The organism is Streptomyces sp. NPDC092369, from assembly GCF_044755245.1.
In the GTDB taxonomy this organism is placed as follows: Bacteria; Actinomycetota; Actinomycetes; order Streptomycetales; family Streptomycetaceae; genus Streptomyces.
The window spans coordinates 312030-336934 of sequence record NZ_JBIVQP010000006.1; the positions used below are offsets into that span (position 1 = coordinate 312030).

Consider the following 24905-nt stretch of genomic DNA (forward strand, 5'->3'; position numbering starts at 1 on the left):
GGGAGGCATGGATGGGCAGGAGCCGCAGAACACTTCCGGAAGAGCTTCTGCTGCTGGCATTGGACCCGACCACGGGTACCACTGCACAGCCGCAGTCGCTCGACCTCGGTCTGGCCGGAGCACAGCTAGTGGAGCTGGCGCTGGCCGGACGGATAGCCCCAGACGGGGATCGTATCGCCGTGGTGGCACCACGGCCGACTGGAGATCCGACACTGGACTGCGCGTTGGAGTTGCTGCGAAGGCGTGGCGCTCCGGTGCGTGCGGTCCACTGGATCGGCGGGCCCCGACTGGGGTTGCGCCAGACCTACCTCTCGCATCTGGAGCGGTGCGGCATGGTGCATGCCGTGGCGGGCCAGATGTGCGGGGTGTTGCCGACGACTCGTTATCAGGCGACGGACAACGCCATCAGCCGGGAGATCCGTGCCCGGCTGGATTCCGCGATCCGTACCGGCGTACCGCCGGACCCACGGACCGCGGCGTTGGCCGCGCTCGCTCACGCGGTCGGCCTCGGCAAGCACCTGTATCCGGGCAATGAGGGACGCTCGTCCCGCTCCCGGCTGCGGGATCTGATCCGGCACGACCCGATGGGCGGCCTCGTGGCACACGCCGTGATGGACGTCCAGAACGGTGTGGCGGCCCAGCCGCGTCGCAGTCCGGCCCCGGCCGGCCGGCAGGCGGTCGGACCACCGGTCAGGCAGGCATCCGAACCCGCTCGCGGTGTTCCGATGCAGCCGCACCGCAGTTCCATGGCGCGTGTCGTGGCCCACTGAGCCGCAGTTCCACGACATCGCCGTACGACATCACCACCGCAGAACCGCACGACCGCAGAACCGCACCGCCAAGCGCCGCACCGCAAGTCCCCATGACCCGGTACGGGAGCCGCTGGACCGAGCGGGGTGAAGCAGACGTAACGTCTCTTCACCCCGCTCGGCCGCGTCTCGGCCGGGTCCGTGAAAAGAGCCGAGGGGCTTTCGGAAATCTCGAATACGGCCCGGACCTGCCGCATATCCAACGTTTCCCAGCGGTAGTAACCACCTTGGTGGCAATCTGCTCAACAGCAGATACGCAAAGTGGCAAACGTAGGTCCGCAGCCGGAGGTGCACGTCCCGTGGCGTCCAGTGTCAATCCCACCGTCCGGCGACGCCGGCTGGGTCAAGAGTTGCGCCGGCTCCGTGAGCTGAAGGGCATGACGGCCGAGGAGGTCGCCGAGCGACTGCTGGTGTCGCAGTCGAAGATCAGCCGGCTGGAGAACGGCCGGCGCAGCATCAGCCAGCGTGACGTCCGCGATCTGTGCGGGGTCTACGAGGTCGAGGACGTCCGCATCGTCGACTCGCTGATGCAGATGGCCAAGGACTCGCGCCAGCAGGGCTGGTGGCACTCCTTCGGCGACATCCCCTACAGCGTCTACATCGGACTGGAGACGGACGCGGCGAGTCTGCGCGTCTACGATCCCCAGGTCGTCCCCGGTCTGTTGCAGACCCGGCAGTACGCCGAGGCGCTGATCGCGGGCGCGTTGCCGGAGACCGCCGCCGCGGACGTGGAGAAGCGCGTCCAGGTGCGGCTGCGCCGGCAGGAACGAATCACCGCCCCGGAGAACCCGCTGCGCCTGTGGACGGTGATGGACGAGGCGGCTGTACGCCGGATCGTCGGCAACCGCTCCCTGATGCGCGACCAGCTGGAGCATCTCGTCGAGCAGTCCCAACTGCCGCACGTCACCGTGCAGGTGATCCCCTTCGAGATGGGCGCGCACCCGGGCGTGAACGGCCAGTACGCGATCCTTGAGTTCCCCGACGCGGCGGACTCCAGCGTCGTCTACATCGAGGGCGTGACCAGCGACCTGTATCTGGAGAAGGCGAACGACGTCCAGAAGTACAGCGTGATGTACGAGCACTTGAGGGCGCAGGCGCTGAACGCGGACCAGTCGCGGCAGTTCATCGCGGACATCGCGAAGGAGTACGCGCGGTGAACCAGGGCCTTCCGAGGCGGTCTTCGACGGAAGCGGCGGCAGAGTACACCTTCCGTAGGCCGAATTGGAAGACCCACCTGGAATATGCCATTCAGACGAGTGAATAGTCGCTTCGTACGCGGAGGTTGGCGAGTACCGTCGATCACGCCAATCAGACACAAAGGTTGGCGCAAACCAGCAACTCGTCATCTGGCAATACGGAGCAAAAATGGCAATTCGTCAGGGCGCCACGGCCACCTGGACCAAGTCCTCCTACTCCACCGGGAACGGCGCCTGCGTCGAGGTCAAGTCCCCGGTCACCGAGGGCCTGTCCGTCCGTGACTCCAAGGTCACCGAAGGACCGGAACTGGCTTTCCCCTCCGACGCGTGGAACGCCTTCGTGGCCTCGGTCAAGGCGTAACAGCACGTCAGTCACACATGCGACAACTTCACAAGCTGCACCACCCAGGGCCCTCTCGACCAGCTCGCCGTCCTTGCCGAGGGGGCTCGGCTTGTGCCCTCACGCTTCTGACGCCTCCGGTCAGCGCAGCCGGTCCACATAGGTGTCCGTCCCCGGCACAGTCGGGATGAACGGCGCCACCAACTCGACCCGCCCCAGGCCCGATTCGGCGATCTGCTCGTCCAGTCCGGTGAAGTGCGCATCCCAGCACTCGCGCGGGTCGGCCTCCAGGAACCACAGCAGGGTCAGCCGGGTGTCGACCCCTTCGACCTGCTTGACATAGGTCATCCGATCACCGGGCAGGGGCGTCGGCCGGAAGACGGTCACCAGCGCGGCCGGCGATCCGGCGATCCGCTTGGGCAGATGGCGTGAACGCAACCACTCCGCCAACTCGGCCCGCTGCTCCGCCGATTCGGCGTCGATCACCTCCAACACCAGCCCCGCGTAGGGGTGGTCGAGGGCGTGGAAGTCTCGCGGCCCGGCCGCCCCGTCCCGGTACACGCTCGCCTCGTGGTCCTGGAAGGCGGTGAAGACGTGGGTGCGGTCCTGGTAGACCCGGGCGTCCCGGTTGAGCCGCCTGTTGATCGCCACGGTCCACTTCATGTGGTCGTCGTAGCGGCCGTCGGTGATCCAGTACGTGGAGAGGTAGCAGCCGGCCGCGACCGGCTGGGCGATCGCCGACTTCTCCGGGTAGCGCAGGAGTTGGAGATCCCGGGTGGCGACCCAGCGGCGCCCGGCGTACATCCAGGGCATCGCCATCGCACCGGCGTAGTAGTGGTCGTCCTCGTACCAGCGGTTGTACGCGTACTCGTGGCCCGGGTGCGGCTCGACCATGGTGATCAGGGCGTGGCCCGGGCGGACTCCGTACGGGCCGACGGCGGCCAGTTCGGCGTACGTCTGACTGCGGGTGTCTGTCTTTTCGGGGCCCTCGGACATGGGCGCTCCCCTTCCTTCGTCCGCCGGTCGCCCATACTCTGACGCCCCGTCAGAAAAAGCGCCAGGGTCAGGGAAGCGCTGGGTCGGAGGTCTCTCATGTCACTGCTCGCGGGCAAGACGGTCGTCGTGTCGGGAGTCGGCGCCGGGCTCGGTCATCAGGTCGCGGCGGCGGTCGTGCGCGACGGCGGGAACGCGGTGCTCGGGGCGCGCACCGAGGCGAACCTCGCCAAGAGCGCCTCCGACATCGATCCGGACGGGGCGCACACGGCGTACCGGGCGACCGACATCACCGACGAGGCGCAGTGCGAGGCTCTCGCCGCGCTCGCGCGGGAGCGGTTCGGGCGGATCGACGCGGTCGTCCAGGTCGCCGCCTGGGACAGCTACTTCGGCGGGGTGGAGGACGCCGACTTCGCGACCTGGCAGGCGGTGATCGACGTGAACCTGCTGGGGTCGCTGCGAATGGCGCGGGCCTGTCTGCCGGGGTTGCGGGCGGCCGGGGGCGGGTCGGTGGTCCTGATCGGGACGCAGTCGGCGGTCGCGGCCCCCTCCCAGGTGCGGCAGGCGGCGTACGCGGCCTCCAAGGGGGCGCTGACGAGCGCGATGTACTCGCTCGCGCGGGAGCTGGGGCCCGACCGGATCCGGGTCAACACCGTGCTGCCGGGCTGGATGTGGGGGCCGCCGGTGCAGGCGTTCGTGCACTTCACCTCGCACACGGAAGGGGTGCCGGAGGCGGACGTACTGAAGCGGCTGACGGATCGGATGGCGCTGCCGGACCTCGCCACGGACGGGGACGTGGCGGACGCGGCCGTATTTCTCGCCTCGGACCGCGCGCGAGCGATCACAGGACAGTCCTTGCTGGTCAACGCGGGTGAGTTGATGCGATGACGTCACTTTCACAGTCGATCGACTGTTCAGATACATAAACCCAGGACAGCAAGCGGAACGATTTTACAGTCTCTTGACCTACCACTTGCTTGCCGTGGGCACGCCACCCCGCCCAGAGTTCACATGCCCGACCCCGGCAGCGGGAACATGGAAGGGGACCCATGAACAGTCTCGACTGGGCTGTGCTCATCGCCTATTTCGGCGTGATGATCGCCATCGGCGTCTGGTCGCACAAGCGAGTGGACAACGTCAGCGACTTCTTCACCGCCGGCGGCAAGATGCCCTGGTGGCTGTCCGGCATCTCGCACCACATGTCGGGCTACAGCGCGGTGATGTTCACGGGCTACGCGGGCATCGCCTACACCTACGGCGTCACGTCGTTCATCACCTGGTCCTTCCCGATCGCGCTGGGCATCGCCATCGGTTCCAAGCTGTTCGCGCCGCGCATCAACCGGCTGCGCTCACGGCTGCACGTGGCCTCTCCGCTCGAATACCTCAAGAACCGCTACGACTTGAAGACGCAGCAGGCCCTCGCGTGGTCCGGCATGCTGCTGAAGATCGTCGACGTCGGCGCCAAGTGGGCCGCGATCGCGACCCTGTTGTCGGTGTTCACCGGGATCTCCCTGAACCAGGGCATCCTCATCACCGGCGCGATCACGGCGGTCTACTGCACGATCGGCGGCCTGTGGGCCGACGCGCTGACCGAACTGGGCCAGTTCATCATCCAGTTGCTGGCCGGTGTCGCGATGTTCGTCGCCGTCGTGCTGAAGCTCAACGACAAGGGCATCGGCTTCCTCGGCGCCTGGGACGAGCCGGCCCTGCACGGCCACGGCAAGCCGCTGGTCGGCCCGTACGGCACGGTCTTCCTGCTCGCCTTCCTCTTCATCAAGCTCTTCGAGTACAACGGCGGCATGCTCAACCAGGCCCAGCGCTACATGGCCACGGGCAGCCCGCGCGAGGCCGAGCGCTCGGCCCGGCTGTCGGCGGCGCTGTGGCTGATCTGGCCGGTGGTCCTGTTCTTCCCGATGTGGATGTCGCCGCTGCTGGTGACCGCGAAGAAGCCGGACGGCTCCGACTCGTACGCCCTGATGACCGAACAACTCCTCCCCCACGGTCTGTTGGGCCTCGTCATCGTCGGTTTCTTCTCGCACACCATGGCCATGTGCTCCTCCGACGCCAACGCGATCGCGGCCGTCTTCACCCGTGACGTGGCTCCTGTGGTGTCCAAGGCGGCGCGGGCCTGGAACGAGCGGGCCGGGCTGATCGCGGCCCGCGTCACCACCGTCCTCTTCCTCGGCCTGTCCATGGCGGTGGCCACCCAGGTCAACTCGCCGACCTTCAACGACATCATCACCGTCGTGATCAAGTGGGTCGCCGGTCTCATGGGTCCGATCGCGATCCCGATGATGCTGGGTCTGCTCCGCCCGTTCCGCCGCTCCGGCCCGACGGCGGCGCTCACCAGCTGGTCCATGGGTCTGCTCGCCTTCTGGCTGGTCAACTACCCGATCAACTGGAACGTCGACGGCGGTGTCCCGCTCCAGTACCAGGTGTCGATCCCGCTGGCCGTGTCGCTGATCCTGTACATCCTGGTCGGCTTCCTGAAGCCGGAGGACACCCCGGAGCGGCTCGCGGTCATCGAGACGATCAACACGGACGACGACAGCGCGGCGGTCGCCGTACCGGCCCCGGCCGGCCCGGTCGAGGACACGGTCGCCACGTCACCGACCAAGGACTGACCCGCTCAGGCCCGCGGGTAGCGCACCAGCCACCCGGGGGACGATCCACCGGGACCGTGCAGCGCAGGGCCCTGGGTCATCTCCATCGCGAAGTCGTCCGCCAGTTCCAGCAGTGTGGGACGGCCCTCCAGCTCGGCCAGCCAGGCCGGCGGGAGGGCCGTTTCGCCGTGCAGGGCGCCAAGGAGGCCGCCGGTGAGGGCGCCGGTCGCGCCCGAGGGGCCGTCGTGGTTGACCGCGAGGCACAGTCCGTGCCGGACGTCCTCGCCGACCAGGGCGCAGTACACGGCGGCCGCCAGCACCCCGTCCGCCGAGCCGTCCGCCGCCAGCTCCTCCACCCGCGCCGGCGTGGGCATGCCCTGCCGGACGGCGCCCAGGGCGTGCTGCAGGGCGTCGGAGACGTGCTCGTGCCCCGGCCGCGCCGCCAGCAGCCCCAGCGCCCGCTGCACGGCCGCGTCGAGGCTCTCACCGCGCGCGAGCCCGTGCACGATGACGGCGTACGCCCCCGCCGACAGGTACGCCGTCGGGTGCCCGTGGGTCTGCGCCGCGCACTCCACGGCGAGTTGGACGACGAGCTGTGGCTCCCAGCCGACGAGCAGCCCGAAGGGCGCCGAGCGTGCGGTCGCCTCCGGGCCGAGTTCGGCCGGGTTCTTGGGGGACTCCAGCGTGCCCATGGTGTCGTCGCCGAACCCGATGAGCAGCGCGCGGGTCGGCTCGCGCCGGGCGTACAGCCACTCCTCGCGGGCCAGCCAGCCGTCGTCCTTGCGGCGCTCGTCGGGCCCCCAGTCCCGCTGGGTGGAGGCCCAGCGCAGATACGCCCGGTGCAGATCGGTCGGCGGATGCCAGGCGCCCGTGTCACGGCGCACCTGGGCCCGTATCAGCCCGTCCACGGAGAACAGCGTGAGCTGCGTGAGATGGGTGACCGCGCCGCGCCGGCCGTAGGCGAAGACGAGATCGGCGACGCCTTCCGCGCCGTACGCCTCCCTGATCTCCTCCAGGTCCAGCTCGTCGACGGGCGCGCCCAGCGCGTCCCCGACGGAGACCCCCAGGAGCGTCCCGCGCACCCGGCTGCGGAAGTCCTGCTGTTCGGCACGGCCCCAGACGGCCCCGGCTGTCGCACCCACCAAGACCTCCCCGACGGCACCACCTCTACGCACGACAGCACAGCACTGTAATCGAACGGGGACGGTGGGTTGAGGGGGCGGGAGGATGCGCGACATGTTCGGCGTGCGGTCATGAACGGTCGAGGATCCGCCAAATCAGGTCATATCCCATCCAGTCTCCGCCGTACGGTCGCCCGCTGCTCCTGGGCCCAGGCGGAGGAGGGATTGAGTTCCAGGGAGCGGTCCAGGTCGGTCAGGGCCTCGGCGTCGCGGCCCAGGTTCGCCAGGGTCGCGCCCCGGCTGGCGTACGCGGACGCGTAGTCGGGGTCGAGAGCGAGGGCCAGGTCGTAGTCGGCGAGGGCCTCCTCGTCGCGGCCGGCGGTGCGCAGGGCGTCGCCGCGCTCGCAGTAGCTCCAGGCCCAGTCGGGTTCCAGCTGGACGGCGCGGTCGAGGTCGGCCAGCCGACGCCCGGGGTCGCCGAGGTCACGCCACACCCGGGCCCGGCGGACGAGCGCCCAGGCGTAGGCGGGCCTGAGGTCCAGGGCGCGGTTCAAGTCGGCGAGGGCCAGGTCGAGTTCGCCTCGGACGAAGTGGGCGGTGCCCCGGGAGGCCCAGCCGAAGTCGCTGCTCGGATCCAGGCGCAGGCCCTCGTCCAGGTCGCGGACCGCCTCGTCCGGATGGCCCGCCATACGGTGGTGCTCGCCGCGCAGGATGTGGTGGTAGGCGTTGGCCGGCTCCAGCGCCACCACCCGGTCCAGCCCCCGCAGCGCCGCCTCGTAGTCGCCCATCCCGCCCAGGGTCACGGCCTTCGCCCGCAGAGCCCGTACGAGATCCGGCTCAAGGGCGAGCGCGCGGTCCCAACTCTCCAGCGCCCGCTCGAACTCACCGCCCCGGGCCAGGGCGTCGCCCTGGTGCGACCAGGCCTCCGCGCGCCAGGGCTCGTCGCCCCGCGCGCGACTCAGCAACAGCCCCAGCAGCCCGGCCGTACCCCCGTCCGCGAACGCGTCCGTCAGGGCCCGGCCGTACGTCCGTACGGTCTCCGCGTCCGTGTCCTCGCCGGCCTCGGCCACCAGCCGTACCCAGCGGCCCACCACGTCGTCGCCGTACGAGCAGGCGGCGACGATGTCGGCGGGGAGCGTGGCCTGTGCGGTCCGGGGCCGTGCGCACAGGGAGTGGTAGGACTCGGCGAGCCGCAGTGCGCGCCACTCCTCGTCGGCCCTGAACTCCTCGGGCTCCCGGCCCAGTTCGGCCTCCGTCCGCCACCGGCCGAAGACCTCGGCGAGCCGGGTCTGGCGTTCGGTCCAACCGCGTGGGGAGCGGCGGCGCTGCAGGCGGAGCATCGGCTCGCGCACGAGGTCGTGGTAGCGGACCCGGTCACCGCCGCGGTCGTCGACGAACGGCAGCCCGCGCAGCCAGGCGAACAGCGCGTCCGCCTCTTCCTCCGGGCAGTCGACGGCGGCCCGGAACACGTCCATGTCCAGGCCGCGGGGCAACGCGCACGCGAGCGCCACCGCGCGGCGCACCGGGTCCTGCTCCCACTTCAGGAAGCGCTCGACGGCCGTGGCGCTGGGGTCGCCCACGTCGTCCGGGTCGGCGGGGTGCTGCTCGGCGAGCGTCGACACCAGCACCGGGAGCCCGCCGGTGAGCCGCAGCACCTCCTCCACCACGGGCTCGTCCACAACTCCCTTGCCCGCCAACAGGCCCCGGGCCTCCGCCTCCGTGAACGGCCCCAGCGGCACGTCCGTCATGAAGTCGGCGAAAGCGCCCCAACGGGCGGTGTCGAAGGGGCGTTGGCCGGAGGTCACGATGACGACGTTGGCGGCCAGGGTGCCGTACCGGTCACTGGTCATCACCTCGTGCAGCCACCCGTCGAGAAACGGCGCCGTCCGTTCGTAGGTATCGAAGAACAGGACGACCCAAGGGGCCGCTGACGCCGCCTCGCCGAGCTCCCCGAGCAGCACCGGCGTCAGCACCTTCTCGGGCGCCAACACCAACTGCACGTCCTCCTGACTGCGGAAGCGCGCACTGAGCCCGGCCCTCAACCGCTCGGCGCCCTGGGCGAGTTGGCCGGCGTCGAGCACACCCGCCAGGGCCCCCACCCCCGGCACCATCCCCAACCCGACCAACCCGGCCCGTGCCGCCACCACGCTCCCCACGGACGGCCCGCCCCCGTCCCCCTCGAGCGCGAGCGCGGCCTCGGCCTCGTGCCGCCGCTCCCGATGGGCGACGAGCAGCCGGTCGAGCTCCTTGAACCGCCGCCCCTGGCCGGCGAATTGACGCGCGACAACCCCCATGGCCTCCGGCACGCTGCCGACGCCTTCGTCGACGTACGCGGTGAGCGCCCCGGCCTCCCGGGCGAGCTGCTCCAACTCCCGTACGAGAAAGGTCTTCCCGACCCCCGCATTGCCGTGCACGTGAAAGAGGAACCGATGCCGCTCGTCCTCGGGCGGGAGGTCGAAGTTCCCCCGGAAGGCAGCCCGTTCGGCACCCCTCCCGACGAATCCGGCCCGCCTGCGCCGCCGGATCAGTTCCTGCATCGACGGCCGCGCCTGCGCCACCCTTGCGCTCCCTTGTCCGCCGGTTGCCTCTGGGGCCGGGTGGGGCCATTGTCGCCCAGCGGCCACACGGCGGGGAGTTCTGGCTCAAAGCCGACGCGGCCCACTCCGTCAGGAGGGGAAGGACATCCCCATGACCACTCCCACCTCACGCGCCTCGCGTGCCCTCCCCCTCGCCGCGACCCTTCTCACGGCGACCGTCGCGCTCTACATCGCCCTGGTCGCGTTCGGGAACATCACCGACTTCGACAGCAATCAGCAGTTCGTGCGGCATGTGCTGGCGATGGACACGACGTTCAAGGACGACGACCTGATGTGGCGGGCGGTCACCAGTCATGGGCTGCAGGACGCCGCGTATGTCGTGATCATCGCGTGGGAGGTCGTGGCCGCGGTGGTGTTGATCGGCGGGACCTGGTTCTGGGGGCGGCGGGAGTACGGGCGGGCTCGGCAGGTCTCCACGTACGGGCTGTTGATGTTGATGGTGCTCTTCGGGGCCGGGTTCATCGGGGTCGGCGGGGAATGGTTCGCGATGTGGCAGTCGGAGGACTGGAACGGGCTGGAGGCGGCGACCCGGGTGTTTCTGCTGAGCGGGGTGGTGCTCCTGGTGATCCACCTGCCCGGCGCCGCGCCCGACGCCGACTGACGATCGCCCGTCCGTCGCCGCCCTCCGACGACCGCGACCTTCGTGCCCGCCGAGCCGACTACCGCTAGTCGACGACCGTGACCTTCGTGCCCGCCGAGCCGAACGTCCACACCGCGTCGCCGTCCGCCGTGCCCATCCGGATGCCGCCGGTCTGGGCGCCGGAGGCGGGCGGTGGGGAGGAGCCGTCGACCGCGTTGGAGAAGGCGACGTTGACGCCCGACTTCAGGGTGAAGTAGAGGACGTGCTCGATCCGTACGCCGTCGGAGCCGGTGAGGGGGCCCTCCCTGCGCTTGCCGACCGTGTAGGTGCCGGGGTCCGGGGCGACCGTCCCCGGCCAGACGGCGAAGGTGCGGCTCGCGGTGTCGGTCGCGTCGACCAGCCAGACCCGTTTCTGGCCGAGGGAGTACACGATCCGGCGTCCGGTGCCCGAGCCGTCCGGCACGGCTGCCGGCGCCGCCGTCTTCGTGGGCTTGGGATGCGCCGTCGCGGACGCGCTCGGGCGGGCGGTGGCCGCCTCCGGCTTCGTTCCCTTGTCGGCCTGCACGGCCAGGACGACGACAGCGGCGATCGCTCCCACCGTCAGACCGGTAACCCAGACCTTCGGGGCTGGCACGGCACGCATCTCCTCGACTAAGGATCCCCGTCAAACGGAGAACGGGCGTCGGATCATCGTACCGGCCCCGACCTCGACGCCCGCCCAGCCGGAAGCCTCCGCCTGGCCGGCCGCAAGCCTCTGCCCGCCCGGCCCGAAGCCCCCGTCCCCTCAGTCCAGCACCGGCAGCAGCTCCGGCAGGTGCCCGTCCGAGGCCGCCGCCGCCCGCTGCCGTTCCTCCGACACCTCGCCGTACAGGGTCGTCCGCGCCCTCGCCGGACGGCCCGCCGCCTCCGCCACCGCGATCAGGTCCTTCACCGACTTGTACGAGCCGTACGACGAACCCGCCATGCGCGAGATCGTCTCCTCCATCAGCGTGCCGCCGAGGTCGTTCGCTCCGGACCGCAGCATCTCCGCCGCGCCCTCCGTGCCCAGCTTCACCCAGCTGGTCTGGATGTTGGGGATGTACGGGTGCAGGAGCAGACGAGCCATCGCCGTCACCGCCCGGTTGTCGCGCATCGTCGGGCCCGGCCGCGCGATCCCCGCCAAGTACACCGGCGCGTTGGTGTGGATGAAGGGGAGCGTCACGAACTCCGTGAAGCCGCCCGTCCGTTGCTGGATGCCCGCCAACGTCCTCAGGTGGCCCAGCCAGTGCCTCGGCTGGTCCACGTGGCCGTACATCATCGTCGAGCTCGACCTGATGCCCAACTCATGGGCGGTCGTGACGACTTCGATCCAGGTCGCCGTCGGCAGCTTGCCCTTGGTCAGGATCCAGCGGACCTCGTCGTCGAGGATCTCGGCGGCGGTGCCGGGGATGGTGTCCAGGCCCGCCTCCTTCGCCGCGCTCAGCCACTCGCGGATCGAAAGGCCGGTCCGCGTCGCGCCGTTGACGACCTCCATGGGCGAGAAGGCGTGGACGTGCATCCCGGGGACCCGCTCCTTCACCGCCTTCGCGATGTCGAAGTACGCCGTCCCGGGCAGGTCGGGGTGGATCCCGCCCTGCATGCAGACCTCGACGGCCCCGACCTCCCAGGCCTGTTGGGCGCGGTCCGCCACCTGGTCCAACGACAGCGTGTACGCGTCCGCGTCCGTACGGCGTTGCGCGAAGGCGCAGAAACGGCAGCCCGTGTAGCAGACGTTGGTGAAGTTGATGTTCCGCGTGACGATGTACGTCACCTCGTCGCCGACCACCGACTTGCGCACGTCGTCCGCGATCCGCGTCAGCGCGTCCAGCGCCGGACCGTCCGCGTGCAGCAGGGCGAGGGCTTCCTCGTCGGTCAGCTTCGTCGGGTCGTCGGCCGCAGTCGCCAGCGCCTGCCGTACGTCCGTGTCGATGCGCTCGGGGACCATGCCGGGGGCCGCCGCCTCACGCAGGGCGCCCCAGTCGCCGTACACCTCGTCGAAGTCGTCACGGCGGTCGGACGTACGGCCCTCGGTGTCGATCGTGGTGTGCAGATCCGTACGGCCGGAGGCGACGAAGGCCTCCTCCGGCTCCTGCCAGGCATGGCCCTCCACCACCGCGTCGGGGCGGGCCAGGCCCGTCTCCGGGTCGGCCAGCGCGGCCACGTGCGGGCGCAGCCGCGGGTCCAGCCACGGCTCGCCGCGCCGGACGAACTCCGGGTACACGCAGAGACGTTCCCTCAACTCGAAACCGGCCGCCGCGGAACGGGCCGTGAGCTCCTCGATCTGCGGCCAGGGGCGTTCCGGGTTGACGTGGTCGATGGTCAGCGGGGAGACCCCGCCCCAGTCGTCGATGCCCGCGCCGATCAGCCGCTCGTACTCGCTGTCGACCAGGTTCGGCGGGGCCTGGATGTTGGCGCCGGGGCCCATGATGTGCCGGGCGACGGCCACCGTGGCGATCAGTTCGTCGAGTTCCGCGTCCGGCATACCGCGCATCGCGGTGTCCGGCTTGGCGCGGAAGTTCTGGATGATCAGTTCCTGGATCGAGTGGTACGACCGGGAGACCTTGCGCAGCGCGAACAGGGACTCCGCGCGCTCCTCGTACGTCTCGCCGATGCCGATGAGAAGGCCGGAGGTGAAGGGGACGGACGAGCGGCCCGCGTCCTCCAACACCCGCAGCCGTACAGCGGGTTCCTTGTCCGGGGAGCCGTAGTGGGGACCGCCGGGCTCGGACCAGAGCCGGGTCGCCGTCGTCTCCAGCATCATGCCCATGGAGGGCGCCACCGGCTTCAGCCGCTGGAAGTCGGTCCAGGACAGCACGCCCGGGTTGAGGTGGGGCAGCAGGCCCGTCTCCTCCAGGATGCGGATGGAGATGGCGCGGACGTAGGCGATCGTGTCGTCGTAGCCGTGCGCGTCGAGCCACTCGCGCGCCTCGGGCCAGCGGTCCTCGGGCTTGTCGCCCAGGGTGATCAGGGCTTCCTTGCAGCCGAGGGCCGCACCCTTGCGGGCGACGTCCAGCACCTCGTCCGGGGACATGAACATGCCGTGGCCGGCCCGGCGGAGTTTGCCGGGGACCGTGACGAAGGTGCAGTAGTGGCATTTGTCGCGGCACAGGCGGGTGAGGGGGATGAAGACGCTCTTCGAGTACGTGATGACGCCGGGGCGGCCGGCTGCCTCCAGGCCTGCGTCGCGCACGCGGGCCGCGGATGCGGTGAGGTCGGCCAGGGACTCACCGCGGGCTTGCAGCAGCACGGCGGCCTCGGTGACGTCCAGGGCGACGCCGTCACGAGCCCGTTTGAGGGCGCGACGCATGGAGTTCTCGGTCGGGCCGGTTCCAGGAGTCACGGAAGTCGTCATTTAGTGAGCATACGTTCGGGGTCCGGGGGTTCGGAGAGGGTCCTGGGTGGAGCAGTACGTTGCCGGGTGTCAGTGCGTCGTGGCTGGTCGCGCCCACGCGGCGGAGCCGCAGAGTGATACAGCCCCGCGCCCCTGGGTGGGTGACCTCGACGCCCGCTTAGAGGTACGCCGCGTATTCGTCCAGCACCCCAAGAACCTCCGTCTCCCCCGCCGGGGGTAGTTGGACGACGACCTCCTCGATGCCCAAGCCCGCATAGTGCGCGAGCTTGCCCGCCGTCGGGTAGATCGCGTACGGGACGATCTGGAGGGCCGCCGGGTCTCGGCCCGCGTCCGCCCAAGTCGCCCGCAGCACCGGCAAGGTGTCCGTCAGGCCCCGCCCCCCGATCGGCATCCAGCCGTCGGCGTACTCCGTGATGTGGGTGAACAGCTTCGGGCCCGCCGCTCCGCCGATGAGGGTGCGGGGGCCGATGACCGGGCCGCGCGGTTTCTGGGCCGGCTTGGGGAACGCCCAGCTGGCCCGCACGCTGCCGAACTCCCCGTCGTAGGCGGTGGGTTCGGTCGACCAGAGGGCCCGCATCAGACCCATCCGGTCCCGGCCCAGTTCCCGCCGTGTCCGCCAGGTCACGCCGTGGTCCGCGGCCTCCTCGACGTTCCAGCCGAAGCCGAGGCCGAGGGTGAAGCGGCCGCCGGAGAGGTGGTCGAGGGTGGCGATCTGCTTGGCGAGGTCGATCGGGTCGTGCTGGGCGACCAGGGTGATGCCGGTGCCGAGGTCGAGCCGCTCGGTCACCGCGGCGGCCTGGGCGAGGGCGACGAAGGGGTCGAGGGTGCGGCCGTACTCGGGCGGCAGCTCGCCGCCCATCGGGTACGGGGTCGTCCGCTCGACGGGGATGTGCGTGTGCTCGGGCAGGTACAGGCCGGCGAACCCGCGCTGCTCCAGCTCACGAGCGAGCCGGGTCGGGGCGATCGTCTCGTCGGTGAGGAAGATCGTTACGGCGATACGCATGCCCCATCTGTACCGGCCGCGCCCTCAGATGTCCATACCGACCGGTCGGCCTCATCCATGCCGGTGACGAAGACCACTCAGGGATTTACCGTGGACGCGTGACCCCCGACCGGGACCAGGAAACGAGAACCTTCAGCGGCACCCTTCCCCCAGGGGCGCCGGACTATGTCTACGTTCCCGTCGAAGTCCCGGACGGTGTACGGGAGTTGTGGGTCTCGTACACCTACGACCGGCCGTCCGTCCCGCCCGGCACCCCCGGCAACGCCCTCGACATCGGTCTCTTCGACGAGCGCGGCACCGAGGTGGGCGGGGAGGGCTTCCGGGGGTGGTCGGGCGGAGCCCGGAGCGAGTTCTTCGTACGGGCGGACGCGGCGACACCCGGCTATCTGCCGGGCCCCCTCCGCCCAGGTGTCTGGCATGTCGCGCTGGGGCCGTACACGGTCGCTCCGCAGGGAGTGTCGTACGAGGTCGTGGTCACGCTCACGTACGGGGAGCCCGGGGACGCGGTGCCGGAGCCGGCGTATCCGCCCGGTCGGGTCGGCGGCCGGGGTCCTGGCTGGTACCGCGGCGACTGCCACCTGCACTCCTGGTACTCCGACGGGCGCCGCACCCCGGCCGAGATCGCGGCGCGGGCGCGGGCCGCCGGGCTGGACTTCATCACCTCGACCGACCACAACACGCCCTCCTCACACGCCCATTGGGCCGCCGAGGCGGGCGAGGACCTGTTGATCCTGCTCGGCGAGGAGGTGACGACCAGGAACGGACACGTGCTCGCCCTGGGGATCGAGCCCGGCACCTTCGTCGACTGGCGTTACCGGGCCCGGGACGCCCGGCGCTGGGAGCGGTTCGCGCGGCGGATCCGCGAGGCCGGTGGGCTCGTCGTGCCGGCCCATCCGCACGCCCCCTGCGTCGGCTGCGCCTGGAAGTTCGGGTTCGGGGAGGCGGATGCCGTCGAGGTGTGGAACGGGCCCTGGACGCCGGACGACGAGGTGGCGCTGGCGGAGTGGGACGCGGGGCTCGTCGCGTCCGTGCGCGACGGCGCGGAGGGGCGGCCCTGGCTGCCGGCCATGGGCGACAGTGACGCGCACCGCGATCCGGACGTGGTCGGGCTGCCGCAGACGGTCGTCCACGCCGAGGAACTGAGCCGGGAGGCGATCCTGGCGGGGCTGCGGGCGGGGCGGTCGTACGTCGCCGAGTCGCGGTCCGTGACGGTGGACTTCGGCGCCTTCACCCACGACCGGGGCGCGGGCATCGGCGAGCGGCTGGAGACCGACCCCGACACCCCGGTCACCGTGCGCCTGACGGCCGAGGGTGCCCCGCGCCGCACGGTCCGCTTCGTGACCGACCAGGGCGTGCTGTTCACCGGTGGCCCGCTGCCGGTCTCCGGCTCCGGCACGGTGGAGTGGCGTACGACCGCCGCGCACGCGGCCTACGTACGGGCCGAACTGCGGCACGAGACGGCGGTCGGGCCGTTGCCCGGGGTGATGGCGGCGTTCACGAATCCGGTGTTCCTGGGGCGTCCGTGAGGGCGGTGTTCAGGAACCCGATGTTTCCGGGTCGTCGCTGACCGACTGGAGGTCGGCGACGACTGCCGCGTGGTCGGAGGGCCAGACACCGTCGACCGGACCGTGCCCGGTCCGCCGCACGCCTCGCACGGTGCCGATCCCGCCGGGGCCTGCCGGACCGCCTACGTGGACGTAGTCGACGCGGGTGCTGGGGCCCAGGCCCGGGTGGACGTACGGGTTGGCGGTGTCCCAGGTGGTGGCGGGGGCGGCCGGATCGGCGTAACTCCAGGCGTCGAAGAAGACCTGGCCGGGGACGACGGGGGCGGTGCGTGTCCCGCAGAAGAGGCGGATCTCGTCCGAGTCCGGCCAGGCGTTGAAGTCGCCGGTGACAACGGGCGGGAAGTCGGTGCCGGAGCGGTGGGCGGCGACGAACCCGGCGAGGGCGGCGACCTGCTCGCAGCGCACGGCGGAGAGGTGGAGCTGCGAGGTCAGGTGGACGGTGAAGAAGGGCAGCGGGTGGCCGGGGGCGGCCACGCGCGCGTAGAGGGCGAGCCGGCCGTCGTCGGCCTCCTCGGGGGCGGGCAGGCGCAGTACGTCCTGCTCGACGACGGGCCAGCGGCTCAGTACCGCGTTGCCGACCTCGACACCCGGCCGGCCGATCCGGCGCTGCCAGCGGTCGGAGGCGGGTGAGGGGGCCCAGGTCCAGTGCAGGCCCAGTTCGCCGGCCAGCCACTCGGCGAGGTTCTCGCCGTCGGCGGCCCACACCTCCTGCAGTCCGACGACATCCGCGTCGGTCTCCCGCAGCACGGCCAGGATCGCCTTCTGCCGCTCCGCCCAGGGGCCGAACCGCCACCACAGGTTCCAGGTCATCACACGCATCGCCGACACCCCTTCGCCTGCCTGTCCACCGACGCTGGGACCATTGAAGCCGCTGCCACCGGCGTCCGCCGGGAATCGGACGGCAAAGAGACGACACGAGACAGGAGTCTCAGCGGCCATGTCCAGCAACGCCGAGAACAAGTACCGGAAGGCCCGCTCCTTCCAACGCCGCCTCAACCCCATCATGCGCCGCCTGCCCCTCCAGACGGTCCTGGAGACCACGGGCCGCACCTCCGGCCTGCCCCGCCCGACCCCCGTGGGCGGCCGCCGCATCGGCGACACCTTCTGGCTGGTCTCCGAATTCGGCGAACGCTCCCACTACATCCGCAACATCAAGGCCGACCCGAGGGTGCGGGTGCGGATCCGGGGGCGCTGGCACACGGGTACGGCCCACCTGATGCCGGAGGACGACACCACGGCACGCCTGCGCACGCTGCCACGGATGAACAGCACGTCGGTGCGGGCGATCGGGGCGGGGTTGCTGACCGTGCGGGTGGATCTGGAGCGGTGAAGTACCCCTTCTCTCACCCGGGCCGGCCGATTCTCACCCGGGCCAGACGATCGCCTGTACCTCGCTGTACGCGTGCAGGGCGTACGAGCCGACGTCCCGGCCCACCCCGCTTCTCTTGAAGCCGCCGAACGGGGCCTCCATGTTGCGGCCGACGGTGTTGATGCCGACGCCGCCGGCGCGGAGGCGGCGGGCGACGCGGAAGGCCTTGGCGACGTCGGAGGACCAGACGTAGTCGATGAGGCCGTAGTCGGTGTCGTTGGCGAGGGCGATGCCCTCCTCCTCGTCGTCGAAGGGGATGACGACGACCACCGGGCCGAAGATCTCCTCGCGGGCGACCCGCATGTCGTTGGTGCATTCGGCGAGGAGGGTCGGGGGGACGTAGAAGCCGCGTTCCAGGGGCGGGCGTTCGCCGCCCGCCAGCACCACCGCGCCTTCCTTGCGGCCGAGTTCGACGTACGACTCGACGCGGTCGCGGTGGGCGGCCGAGATCACCGGGCCGACGACCGTGTCGGGTTCCCTGGGGTCCCCTACCTTCAATCGGCCCGCGTACAGGGCCAGTTGCTCGACCAGGCGGCCGTACACGCCCCGCTGGGCCAGCACGCGCGTCGGCGCCGTGCAGATCTGGCCGCTGTAGAAGGAGAAGGTCGTGCCGATGCCGGCCACCGCCGAGCCGATGTCCGCGTCGTCCAGGACGACCGCCGCACCCTTGCCGCCCAGCTCCATCAACTGGCGTTTCATGTCCCGGCCGCACGCCTCGGCGATGCGCTGCCCGACCGCCGTGGAGCCGGTGAAGCTGACCATGTCGACGTCGGGTGAGGAGACGGCCGCCTCGCCGACCCCGACCGAGCCGCCGGAGACGACGTTCACCACACCCGGCGGCGCCCCGGCCGCCTCCAGCGCCTCGGCCATGCGGTAGACCGAGAGCGGGTCCTGGGGGGCGGGCTTCACGACCACCGTGTTGCCCATGGCCAGGGCGGGCGCGACCTTGCCCGCGGGGTTGGCCCACGGGTTGTTGTACGAGGTGATGCAGGTGACCACACCGACCGGCTGGCGTACGGCGAGCGCGCCCATGACGCCGGCCTTCCCCATCGGCCCGGCCTCGTTGATCTGCGGCGGGATCGCCCATTCGGCACTCTCCACGCGCGCGTACCGCCGGAAGCGGGCGACGCCCACCCCGACCTGCATCGCACGCGCCGTCCCCGTCGTGGCGCCGGTCTCGGCCCGGGCCAGTTCGGCGTACGGCACGAACCGGCTCGCGATGATGTCCGCGGCCCTCCCGAGCACCGCGGCCCGTTCCTGCGGTGAGGTCCGCGACCACGGCCCGAAGGCCTCGCGGGCCGCGGCGCAGGCCGCGTGCACCTGATCCCGCGAGGCCTCCGGCGCCCAGCCGACGGTCTCCTCGGTCGCCGGATCGACGACCTCGTAGTGCCCGCCGTCCGGTTCCACCCAGGCACCGCCGACGAACAGCCGCTGCCCGTCGGGTACTTGACCCGCCGGAGTCACCTGGCTCACCTGGTGCTCACCGTCCTGGTGTCCCGCCCCGAGCGCAGCACCTTCCCCGGCACAGAGCCGCTCACCACGTCGTCCCGGATCGCCTCGACCCCGTTGACCCACACGGCCCGTATCCCGATCGCCTTGGCGTCCAGGCGCGGGCTGTCACCCGGCAGGTCGTGCACCAGGGTGGCCTTGCCGGCGTCGATCCGCTCCGGGTCGAAGAGCACCAGGTCCGCATGGAAGCCCTCCGCCACCCGTCCGCGCTCCCGCAGTCCGAACAGCCGCGCCGGATCGTCGGTCAGCATCTTCACCGCCTGTTCCAGCCCCACCAGCTTCCGTCCGCGCAGGCAGTCGCCGATGAACCGCGTGGTGTACGGCGCCCCGCACATGCGGTCCAGATGCGCGCCCGCGTCGGAGCCGCCGAGCATGACGTCCTCGTGCTGCCAGGTCTCGGCGCGCAGCGCCCAGGACGCCGGGTCGTTGTCGGTCGGCATGGGCCACAGGACCGTACGCAACTCGTCGGCGGCGCAGATCTCGACCAGCGTGTGGAAGGGGTCCTGCCCGCGCTCGACCGCGATGTCCTGGACGACCCGTCCGGTCAGGCCCTCGTTCGCCTCGCTGTAGGTGTCGCCGATGACGTACCGCCCGAAGTTCGCGAGCCGCCGGAAGACGCCCGCCTCCTTGGACGAGGCGTGGCGCAGCATCTCCGCCCGCACGTCCGCGTCCCGCAGCCGTTCGATCCGCTCCGGCACGGGGAGGCCCAGGATCGGGCCCCATCCGGGTATCAGGTTCAGCGCGCAGAAGGTCCCCAGCGACATGTTCATCGGCGTGAGGATCGGCATGGTCAGCGCGACCACCCGGCCCCCGGCCTTCCGTGCCCGCTCGCTCGCGAACAACTGCCGGGGCACCCGCTCGGGGACGGAGGCGTCGATGGTCAGCACGTTCCAGTTCAGGGGCCGCCCGGCCGCCGCGCTCATCTCCGCGAACAACTCGATCTCGGCATCGCTGAACTGGTCGAGACACCCGGCCACGATCGCCTCGATCTGCGTCCCCTCGTGTTCTCCGACGGCCTTGGAGAGGGCGAGCAGTTCGGCGGGCTTCGCGTGCCGCGAGGCGACCGGCTGTCCGTCCCCGTCGGAGTGGGTCGAGGACTGGGTGGTGGAGAAACCCCAGGCCCCGGCGTCCATGGCCGCGTGCAACAGCCCGACGATCTCCGCCAGTTGCTCGTCGGACGGCTGCCCGCCGACGGCCTCAGGCCCCATCACATGCCGGCGCAACGCACAATGGCCCACCATGAAACCGGCGTTGACCGCGATCCGCCCCTCAAGGGCGTCGAGGTACTCCCCGAAGGAACTCCAGCTCCAGGGCGCCCCCTCCTCCAGGGCCACCAGCGACATCCCCTCGACCTTGGACATCATCCGCCGGGTGTATTCGGCATCGGCGGGCCGGGAGGGATTGAGCGGCGCGAGGGTGAACCCGCAGTTCCCGGCCGCGACCGTCGTCACCCCGTGATTGAGGGAGGGGGTGGCGTACGGGTCCCAGAACAGCTGGGCGTCGTAGTGGGTGTGGGGGTCGACGAACCCGGGCGCGAGGACCAGCCCGGAGGCGTCCTCGACGGTCCGGGATTCTTCGGTGACCGTACCGACGACGGCGATCCGGCCGTCCCGAATGCCGACGTCGGCGGTACGGGCGGGCGCACCGGTGCCGTCCACGACAGTGGCACCTTTGATGACGTAATCGAGCATGGCCGGATCCCCCTTACACGGACTGACGGAACCGCGAAGTCCGATGAATCGGATCCGTGTCGATCTTCGGAATCACGTGCTCCCCGATCAACCGGATCGTCCGCAGCGTCTCCTCCTTCGGCACCCCCACCGGCAGCCCGAAGCTCAGCTGATCCGCCCCGGCCTGCTCCCACCGCTTGCACTGCCGCGTCACCTCGTCGGGATCCCCGCAGATCAGCAGCTCCTCCTCGATCAGCAGCTCCACGAACTCCGCGTTGTACTCCGGGAGGGTCTCCGGCCACACCGGGAACCCCTCGGGACGGGGGAACGTGTCGTGGTACCGGAACACCAGCGAGGGCAGATAGTGCAGCCCGCCGTTCACGGCGACCTCGATCGCCTCGGCGTGCGTCGGCGCGCAGATCGCCGTCGTCGTCACCATCACGTTGTCGTTGACGAAGTCACCGATCGGCTCCGCGTTCACGACCGCCGTCTTGTACTGCTCCAGCACCCACTCCATGTCGGAGACCTTCTGGATGCTGAAGCCGAGCACGCCGAGCCCCTTGCGCGCGGCCATGGCGTACGACGGAGGGGAGCCCGCCGCGTACCACATCGCCGGGTGCGACTTCCCGTACGGCTTCGGCAGGATCTTGCGCGGCGGCAGCTGCCAGTGCTTGCCCTGGAAGCCGACGTACTCGTCCTGGAGCCACATCTTGGGGAACTCGGCGATCGTCTCCTCCCAGATCTCCTTGGTGTAGTTCATGTCGGTCACACCCGGTATGAAGCCGAGGATCTCGTGCGAGCCGGCGCCGCGGCCGGAGCCGAACTCGAAGCGGTTCTCGGTGAGATGGTCGAGCATGGCGACCTTCTCGGCCACCTTCACCGGGTGGTTGACCTGGGCCAGCGGGTTGAAGATGCCCGAGCCGAGGTGGATGCGGTCGGTCGCGTGGGCGAGGTAGCCGAGGAAGACGTCGTTGGCGGAGAGGTGCGAGTACTCCTCCAGGAAGTGGTGCTCGGACGCCCAGGCGTACTTGAAGCCGGACTTGTCCGCCTGGATGACGTACTCGGTCTCCTCCATCAGCGCCTTGTGCTCGGCGAGCGGATCGGTCTCGGCGCGCTTGCCCACATATCCCTGTACAAAGAGCCCGAATTCCAAGGAGGTTCACCGTCCCAAGTCCTGGTGTCGCCAGTGAGTGCTTCGACTTTCTGACGTGTCGTCAGATTCGTCAATAGGTGACGGGCCGTCAGATGATGCTGACCCCGGCCAGCCAGCCCCCGTCGATCACGAACGGCTGCCCGGTCACGTACGAGGAGTCGTCGGAGGTGAGGAAGAGGGCGAGGCGCGCCACTTCCTCGGGGCGCCCGATCCGGCCGAGCGGCACGAGCTTGCGGTACAGCTCGTCGAGGGCCCTGGACATCCCCTCGGCGTCCGCGGCCGGGTCCAGCTGGGCCGGGTTGGACATGGCCGTGTCGATGGCGCCCGGACACATGGCGTTGACCCGGATGTGCCGGTGGGCCAGTTCGAGGGCGGCGACGCGGGTGAGCCCGAGGATGGCGTGCTTGGTGGCGGCGTACGTGCCGACGGCCGCCATGCCGGTCAGGGCCGTGTACGAGGCCGTGTTGACGATCGTGCCGCCGTCCTCCATCGCCGGCGCGACGGACTTGATGCCGAGGAAGCAGCCGACCTGGTTGACCCGCACGACCTGCATGAACTCGTCGAGGGGCGTGTCGACGAGGGAGTTGAAGCGCAGGATGCCCGCGTTGTTGACGAGGCCGTCTATGCGGCCGTGCGCCTCCTTGGCGACGGTCACCGCCGAGCGCCAGGCCTCCTCGTCACCCACGTCGAGATGGACGTACCGTCCGCCGATCTCCTCGGCCAGAGCCTCGCCCTGCTCGTCCAGGACGTCGGCGAGCACGACCTCGGCGCCCTCCGCTCTGAAGAGGCGGGCCTCCTGCTCGCCCTGTCCGCGCGCCGCACCGGTGACGATGACGACACGTCCGTCCAGCTTGCCCATCACGGTCTCCTTAGAGAAGAGGTGCCGTCTCCGCACCGAACGCCGCCATCTGATCGACGAGTTCGGCGCGGTCGCGGCAGCGGAAGCGGACCTGGATCTGGTGCACGCCCATCTCCCCGTACGCCCGCAGGGACTCGGCGAGTGCGTCCGGCGGGCCGGTGAGCGTGCGGCGGCCGACGTCCCAGGCGGGGGTGCCGACGTAGAGCGGTTCGGTGATCGCGCCCATCGTGAACGGGCCCTCGATACCCGCCCGTTCGCGCAGTTCCCGGATGCGGGCGAACTGGGCGGGCAGGCGGTCGCGCGGGTCGCCCTGGGGCAGCCAGCCGTCGCCCTTGAGCGCGGCGCGGCGGACGGCGGCGGGTGAGGAGCCGCCGACCCAGAGGGGGACGTGTGGCTGGGCGGGGCGGGGGCGCTGGCCCAGGCCCTCGAAGTCGTAGAGCTTGCCGTGGTGTTCGGGGAACTCGTCCGGGCCGAGCGCCTCGCGCAGGGCGTCCACGCACTCGTCGAGGACCGGTCCGCGCCGGTCGAAGTCGACGCCCAGCGCCTCGAACTCCTCCCGGACATGCCCGGCGCCGACCCCGAGGATCAGCCGGCCGCCGCTGAGGTGGTCGAGGGTGGCGTACTGCTTGGCGGTCGCGAGCGGGTGGCGCAGGCCGACCACGGCCACGTGGCTCAGCAGCCGTACCCGCTCGGTCACCCCGGCCAGGAAGGAGAGGGTCGCCACGGGGTCGTACCAGGTCGTGCCCATCGCGGCGGCCAGGCGGCGCGGGACGCCGACGTGGTCGCAGCCCGCGATGTAGGCGAAGCCCGCGCGGTCGGCGGCGCGGGCGACCTCGACGAGGTCGGCCACGCCGGCCGCGGCCTCCCACGGCTCGGCGTAGATCGTGCTCTGGGACTGGACCGGGAGTTGGATGCCGTACGCCGGGGCGCTCACCGCCACAGTCCCTCGGGGGTCAGGCCGAGCAGGTCGATGGCGTTGCCGCGCACGATGCGTTCCACCACGTCCGGGGCGAGGTGCCCCATCTGGGCCTCGCCGACCTCGCGGGACTTGGGCCAGGTCGAGTCGGAGTGGGGGTAGTCGGTCTCGTACAGGACGTTGGCGACGCCGATGGAGTCGAGGTTCTTCAGGCCGAAGGCGTCGTCGAAGAAGCAGCCGTAGACATGCTCGGCGAACAGCTCGGACGGCGGGCGGTGGACCTTGTCGGCGACCCCGCCCCAGGCGCGGTTCTCCTCCCAGACCACGTCGGCGCGCTCCAGGATGTACGGGATCCAGCCGATCTGGCCCTCCGCGTACATGACCTTGAGGTTCGGGAAGCGCTCGAACTTGCCGCTCATCAGCCAGTCGACCATCGAGAAGCAGCAGTTGGCGAAGGTGATCGTCGAACCGACCGCGGGCGGCGCGTCCTTGGAGGTGGAGGGCATCCGGCTGCTGGAGCCGATGTGCATGGAGACGACCGTGCCGGTCTCGTCGCAGGCGGCGAGGAAGGGGTCCCAGTCGTCGGTGTGGACGGAGGGCAGGCCCAGGTGCGGGGGTATCTCGGAGAAGGCGACGGCACGCACTCCGCGGGCCGCGTTGCGGCGGACCTCGGCGGCGGCCAGCTCGGGGTCCCAGAGCGGGATCAGGGTGAGCGGGATGAGACGGCCCTGCGCGGCGGGGCCGCACCACTCCTCCACCATCCAGTCGTTGTAGGCCTGGACGCAGAGCAGGCCCAGTTCACGGTCGGCGGCCTCGGTGAAGGTCTGGCCGCAAAAACGCGGGAAGGTCGGGAAACAGACCGCGGACTGGACGTGGTTGACGTCCATGTCGGTCAGACGCTGGGGCACGTCGAAGGAGCCGGGGCGCATCTGCTCGTAGGTGATGACCTCCAGCTTGATCTCGTCCCTGCTGTAGCCGACTGCGGTGTCGAGGCGGGTCAGGGGGCGGTGCAGGTCCTCGTAGACCCACCAGTCGCCGATGGGGCCGTCGTCCCCCGGCTCGCCCATGACGGGGGCGAACCGGCCGCCGAGGAAGGTCATTTCCTTCAGCGGGGCGCGGACTATGCGCGGTCCGGTGTCGAGGTACTTCTTCGGGAGGCGGTCCTGCCAGACGTCCGCGGGCTCCACGGTGTGGTCGTCCACGGAGATGATCAGGGGGAACTCGGCCTGGGCGGTGTCGTGGGTGTCCATGG

The 24905-nt window shown here is 70.6% G+C and carries 21 protein-coding genes; 8 read left to right on the top strand and 13 right to left on the bottom strand.

What is annotated here, in order from left to right:
* Positions 1-11: 11 nt before the first annotated feature.
* The 3 genes from ACIQI8_RS33345 (at position 12) to ACIQI8_RS33355 (ending at position 2366) form a co-directional block, all read left to right on the top strand.
* Positions 12-770, top strand: coding sequence for a GPP34 family phosphoprotein (locus ACIQI8_RS33345; RefSeq protein ID WP_402358750.1), 759 nt, complete (start codon positions 12-14; stop codon positions 768-770).
* A gap of 338 nt (positions 771-1108) precedes the next feature.
* Positions 1109-1966: a helix-turn-helix domain-containing protein gene (locus ACIQI8_RS33350; protein ID WP_402358753.1), complete on the top strand. Its 858-nt coding sequence runs from the start codon at positions 1109-1111 to the stop codon at positions 1964-1966.
* A 208-nt stretch (positions 1967-2174) separates the two neighbouring features.
* Positions 2175-2366, top strand: coding sequence for a DUF397 domain-containing protein (locus ACIQI8_RS33355; RefSeq protein WP_402358756.1), 192 nt, complete (start codon positions 2175-2177; stop codon positions 2364-2366).
* 120 nt (positions 2367-2486) lie between these two features.
* Here the strand turns inward: ACIQI8_RS33355 and ACIQI8_RS33360 are convergent, their stop codons facing one another.
* Complete coding sequence (locus ACIQI8_RS33360; RefSeq protein ID WP_402358759.1) at positions 2487-3341, bottom strand: hypothetical protein; 855 nt, start codon at positions 3339-3341, stop codon at positions 2487-2489.
* Between the two features lie 96 nt (positions 3342-3437).
* Here ACIQI8_RS33360 and ACIQI8_RS33365 point away from each other — a divergent pair, with 96 nt between their 5' ends.
* Together ACIQI8_RS33365 and ACIQI8_RS33370 are read left to right on the top strand one after the other, a co-directional pair.
* Complete coding sequence (locus tag ACIQI8_RS33365) at positions 3438-4226, top strand: SDR family oxidoreductase (protein WP_402358764.1); 789 nt, start codon at positions 3438-3440, stop codon at positions 4224-4226.
* A 161-nt stretch (positions 4227-4387) separates the two neighbouring features.
* Positions 4388-5962, top strand: a complete 1575-nt coding sequence (locus ACIQI8_RS33370; RefSeq protein ID WP_402358767.1) for a sodium:solute symporter family protein — start codon at positions 4388-4390, stop codon at positions 5960-5962.
* 5 nt (positions 5963-5967) lie between these two features.
* Here ACIQI8_RS33370 and ACIQI8_RS33375 read toward each other — a convergent pair whose 3' ends face one another.
* The gene (locus tag ACIQI8_RS33375; protein WP_402358771.1) at positions 5968-7083 is read right to left on the bottom strand and encodes an ADP-ribosylglycohydrolase family protein; all 1116 of its coding nucleotides are present in this window, start codon (positions 7081-7083) and stop codon (positions 5968-5970) included.
* A gap of 140 nt (positions 7084-7223) precedes the next feature.
* Entirely contained in the window at positions 7224-9620 is a 2397-nt protein-coding gene (locus ACIQI8_RS33380; protein WP_402358774.1) for a tetratricopeptide repeat protein, read from the bottom strand.
* Between the two features lie 130 nt (positions 9621-9750).
* Here ACIQI8_RS33380 and ACIQI8_RS33385 point away from each other — a divergent pair, with 130 nt between their 5' ends.
* Positions 9751-10260: a DUF2165 domain-containing protein gene (locus ACIQI8_RS33385; RefSeq protein ID WP_402358777.1), complete on the top strand. Its 510-nt coding sequence runs from the start codon at positions 9751-9753 to the stop codon at positions 10258-10260.
* 64 nt (positions 10261-10324) lie between these two features.
* Here ACIQI8_RS33385 and ACIQI8_RS33390 read toward each other — a convergent pair whose 3' ends face one another.
* The 3 genes from ACIQI8_RS33390 to ACIQI8_RS33400 form a co-directional block, all read right to left on the bottom strand.
* Positions 10325-10882 carry a hypothetical protein gene (locus tag ACIQI8_RS33390; RefSeq protein WP_402358780.1) on the bottom strand — a complete coding sequence of 186 codons (558 nt, stop codon included), beginning with the start codon at positions 10880-10882 and terminating at the stop codon, positions 10325-10327.
* A 141-nt stretch (positions 10883-11023) separates the two neighbouring features.
* Positions 11024-13609 carry a bifunctional FO biosynthesis protein CofGH gene (locus ACIQI8_RS33395; RefSeq protein WP_402358783.1) on the bottom strand — a complete coding sequence of 862 codons (2586 nt, stop codon included), beginning with the start codon at positions 13607-13609 and terminating at the stop codon, positions 11024-11026.
* Positions 13610-13766: 157 nt separating this feature from the next.
* Positions 13767-14612 carry an LLM class F420-dependent oxidoreductase gene (locus ACIQI8_RS33400; protein WP_402358786.1) on the bottom strand — a complete coding sequence of 282 codons (846 nt, stop codon included), beginning with the start codon at positions 14610-14612 and terminating at the stop codon, positions 13767-13769.
* 83 nt (positions 14613-14695) lie between these two features.
* On the opposite strand from ACIQI8_RS33400, the gene ACIQI8_RS33405 reads away from it, so the two are divergent.
* Positions 14696-16138, top strand: a complete 1443-nt coding sequence (locus ACIQI8_RS33405; RefSeq protein ID WP_402359711.1) for a CehA/McbA family metallohydrolase — start codon at positions 14696-14698, stop codon at positions 16136-16138.
* Between the two features lie 9 nt (positions 16139-16147).
* Here the strand turns inward: ACIQI8_RS33405 and ACIQI8_RS33410 are convergent, their stop codons facing one another.
* Complete coding sequence (locus ACIQI8_RS33410; protein ID WP_402358789.1) at positions 16148-16996, bottom strand: endonuclease/exonuclease/phosphatase family protein; 849 nt, start codon at positions 16994-16996, stop codon at positions 16148-16150.
* Positions 16997-17114: 118 nt separating this feature from the next.
* On the opposite strand from ACIQI8_RS33410, the gene ACIQI8_RS33415 reads away from it, so the two are divergent.
* The gene (locus tag ACIQI8_RS33415; protein ID WP_402358792.1) at positions 17115-17507 is read left to right on the top strand and encodes a nitroreductase/quinone reductase family protein; all 393 of its coding nucleotides are present in this window, start codon (positions 17115-17117) and stop codon (positions 17505-17507) included.
* 33 nt (positions 17508-17540) lie between these two features.
* On the opposite strand, the gene ACIQI8_RS33420 is transcribed toward ACIQI8_RS33415, so the two are convergent.
* The 6 genes from ACIQI8_RS33420 to ACIQI8_RS33445 form a co-directional block, all read right to left on the bottom strand.
* Positions 17541-19019 carry an aldehyde dehydrogenase family protein gene (locus ACIQI8_RS33420; protein WP_402358795.1) on the bottom strand — a complete coding sequence of 493 codons (1479 nt, stop codon included), beginning with the start codon at positions 19017-19019 and terminating at the stop codon, positions 17541-17543.
* Complete coding sequence (locus tag ACIQI8_RS33425) at positions 19016-20746, bottom strand: amidohydrolase family protein (RefSeq protein WP_402358798.1); 1731 nt, start codon at positions 20744-20746, stop codon at positions 19016-19018. Before ACIQI8_RS33425 ends, ACIQI8_RS33420 begins: the two co-directional genes overlap by 4 nt.
* A gap of 13 nt (positions 20747-20759) precedes the next feature.
* Positions 20760-21878, bottom strand: coding sequence for an LLM class flavin-dependent oxidoreductase (locus ACIQI8_RS33430; RefSeq protein WP_402358802.1), 1119 nt, complete (start codon positions 21876-21878; stop codon positions 20760-20762).
* A gap of 88 nt (positions 21879-21966) precedes the next feature.
* Complete coding sequence (locus ACIQI8_RS33435; RefSeq protein ID WP_402358806.1) at positions 21967-22737, bottom strand: SDR family NAD(P)-dependent oxidoreductase; 771 nt, start codon at positions 22735-22737, stop codon at positions 21967-21969.
* Between the two features lie 10 nt (positions 22738-22747).
* A complete protein-coding gene (locus tag ACIQI8_RS33440; RefSeq protein WP_402358809.1) occupies positions 22748-23671 on the bottom strand; it encodes an LLM class F420-dependent oxidoreductase in 924 nt (307 codons plus the stop codon).
* Complete coding sequence (locus tag ACIQI8_RS33445) at positions 23668-24903, bottom strand: amidohydrolase family protein (protein ID WP_402358812.1); 1236 nt, start codon at positions 24901-24903, stop codon at positions 23668-23670. Before ACIQI8_RS33445 ends, ACIQI8_RS33440 begins: the two co-directional genes overlap by 4 nt.
* Positions 24904-24905: the final 2 nt, after the last annotated feature.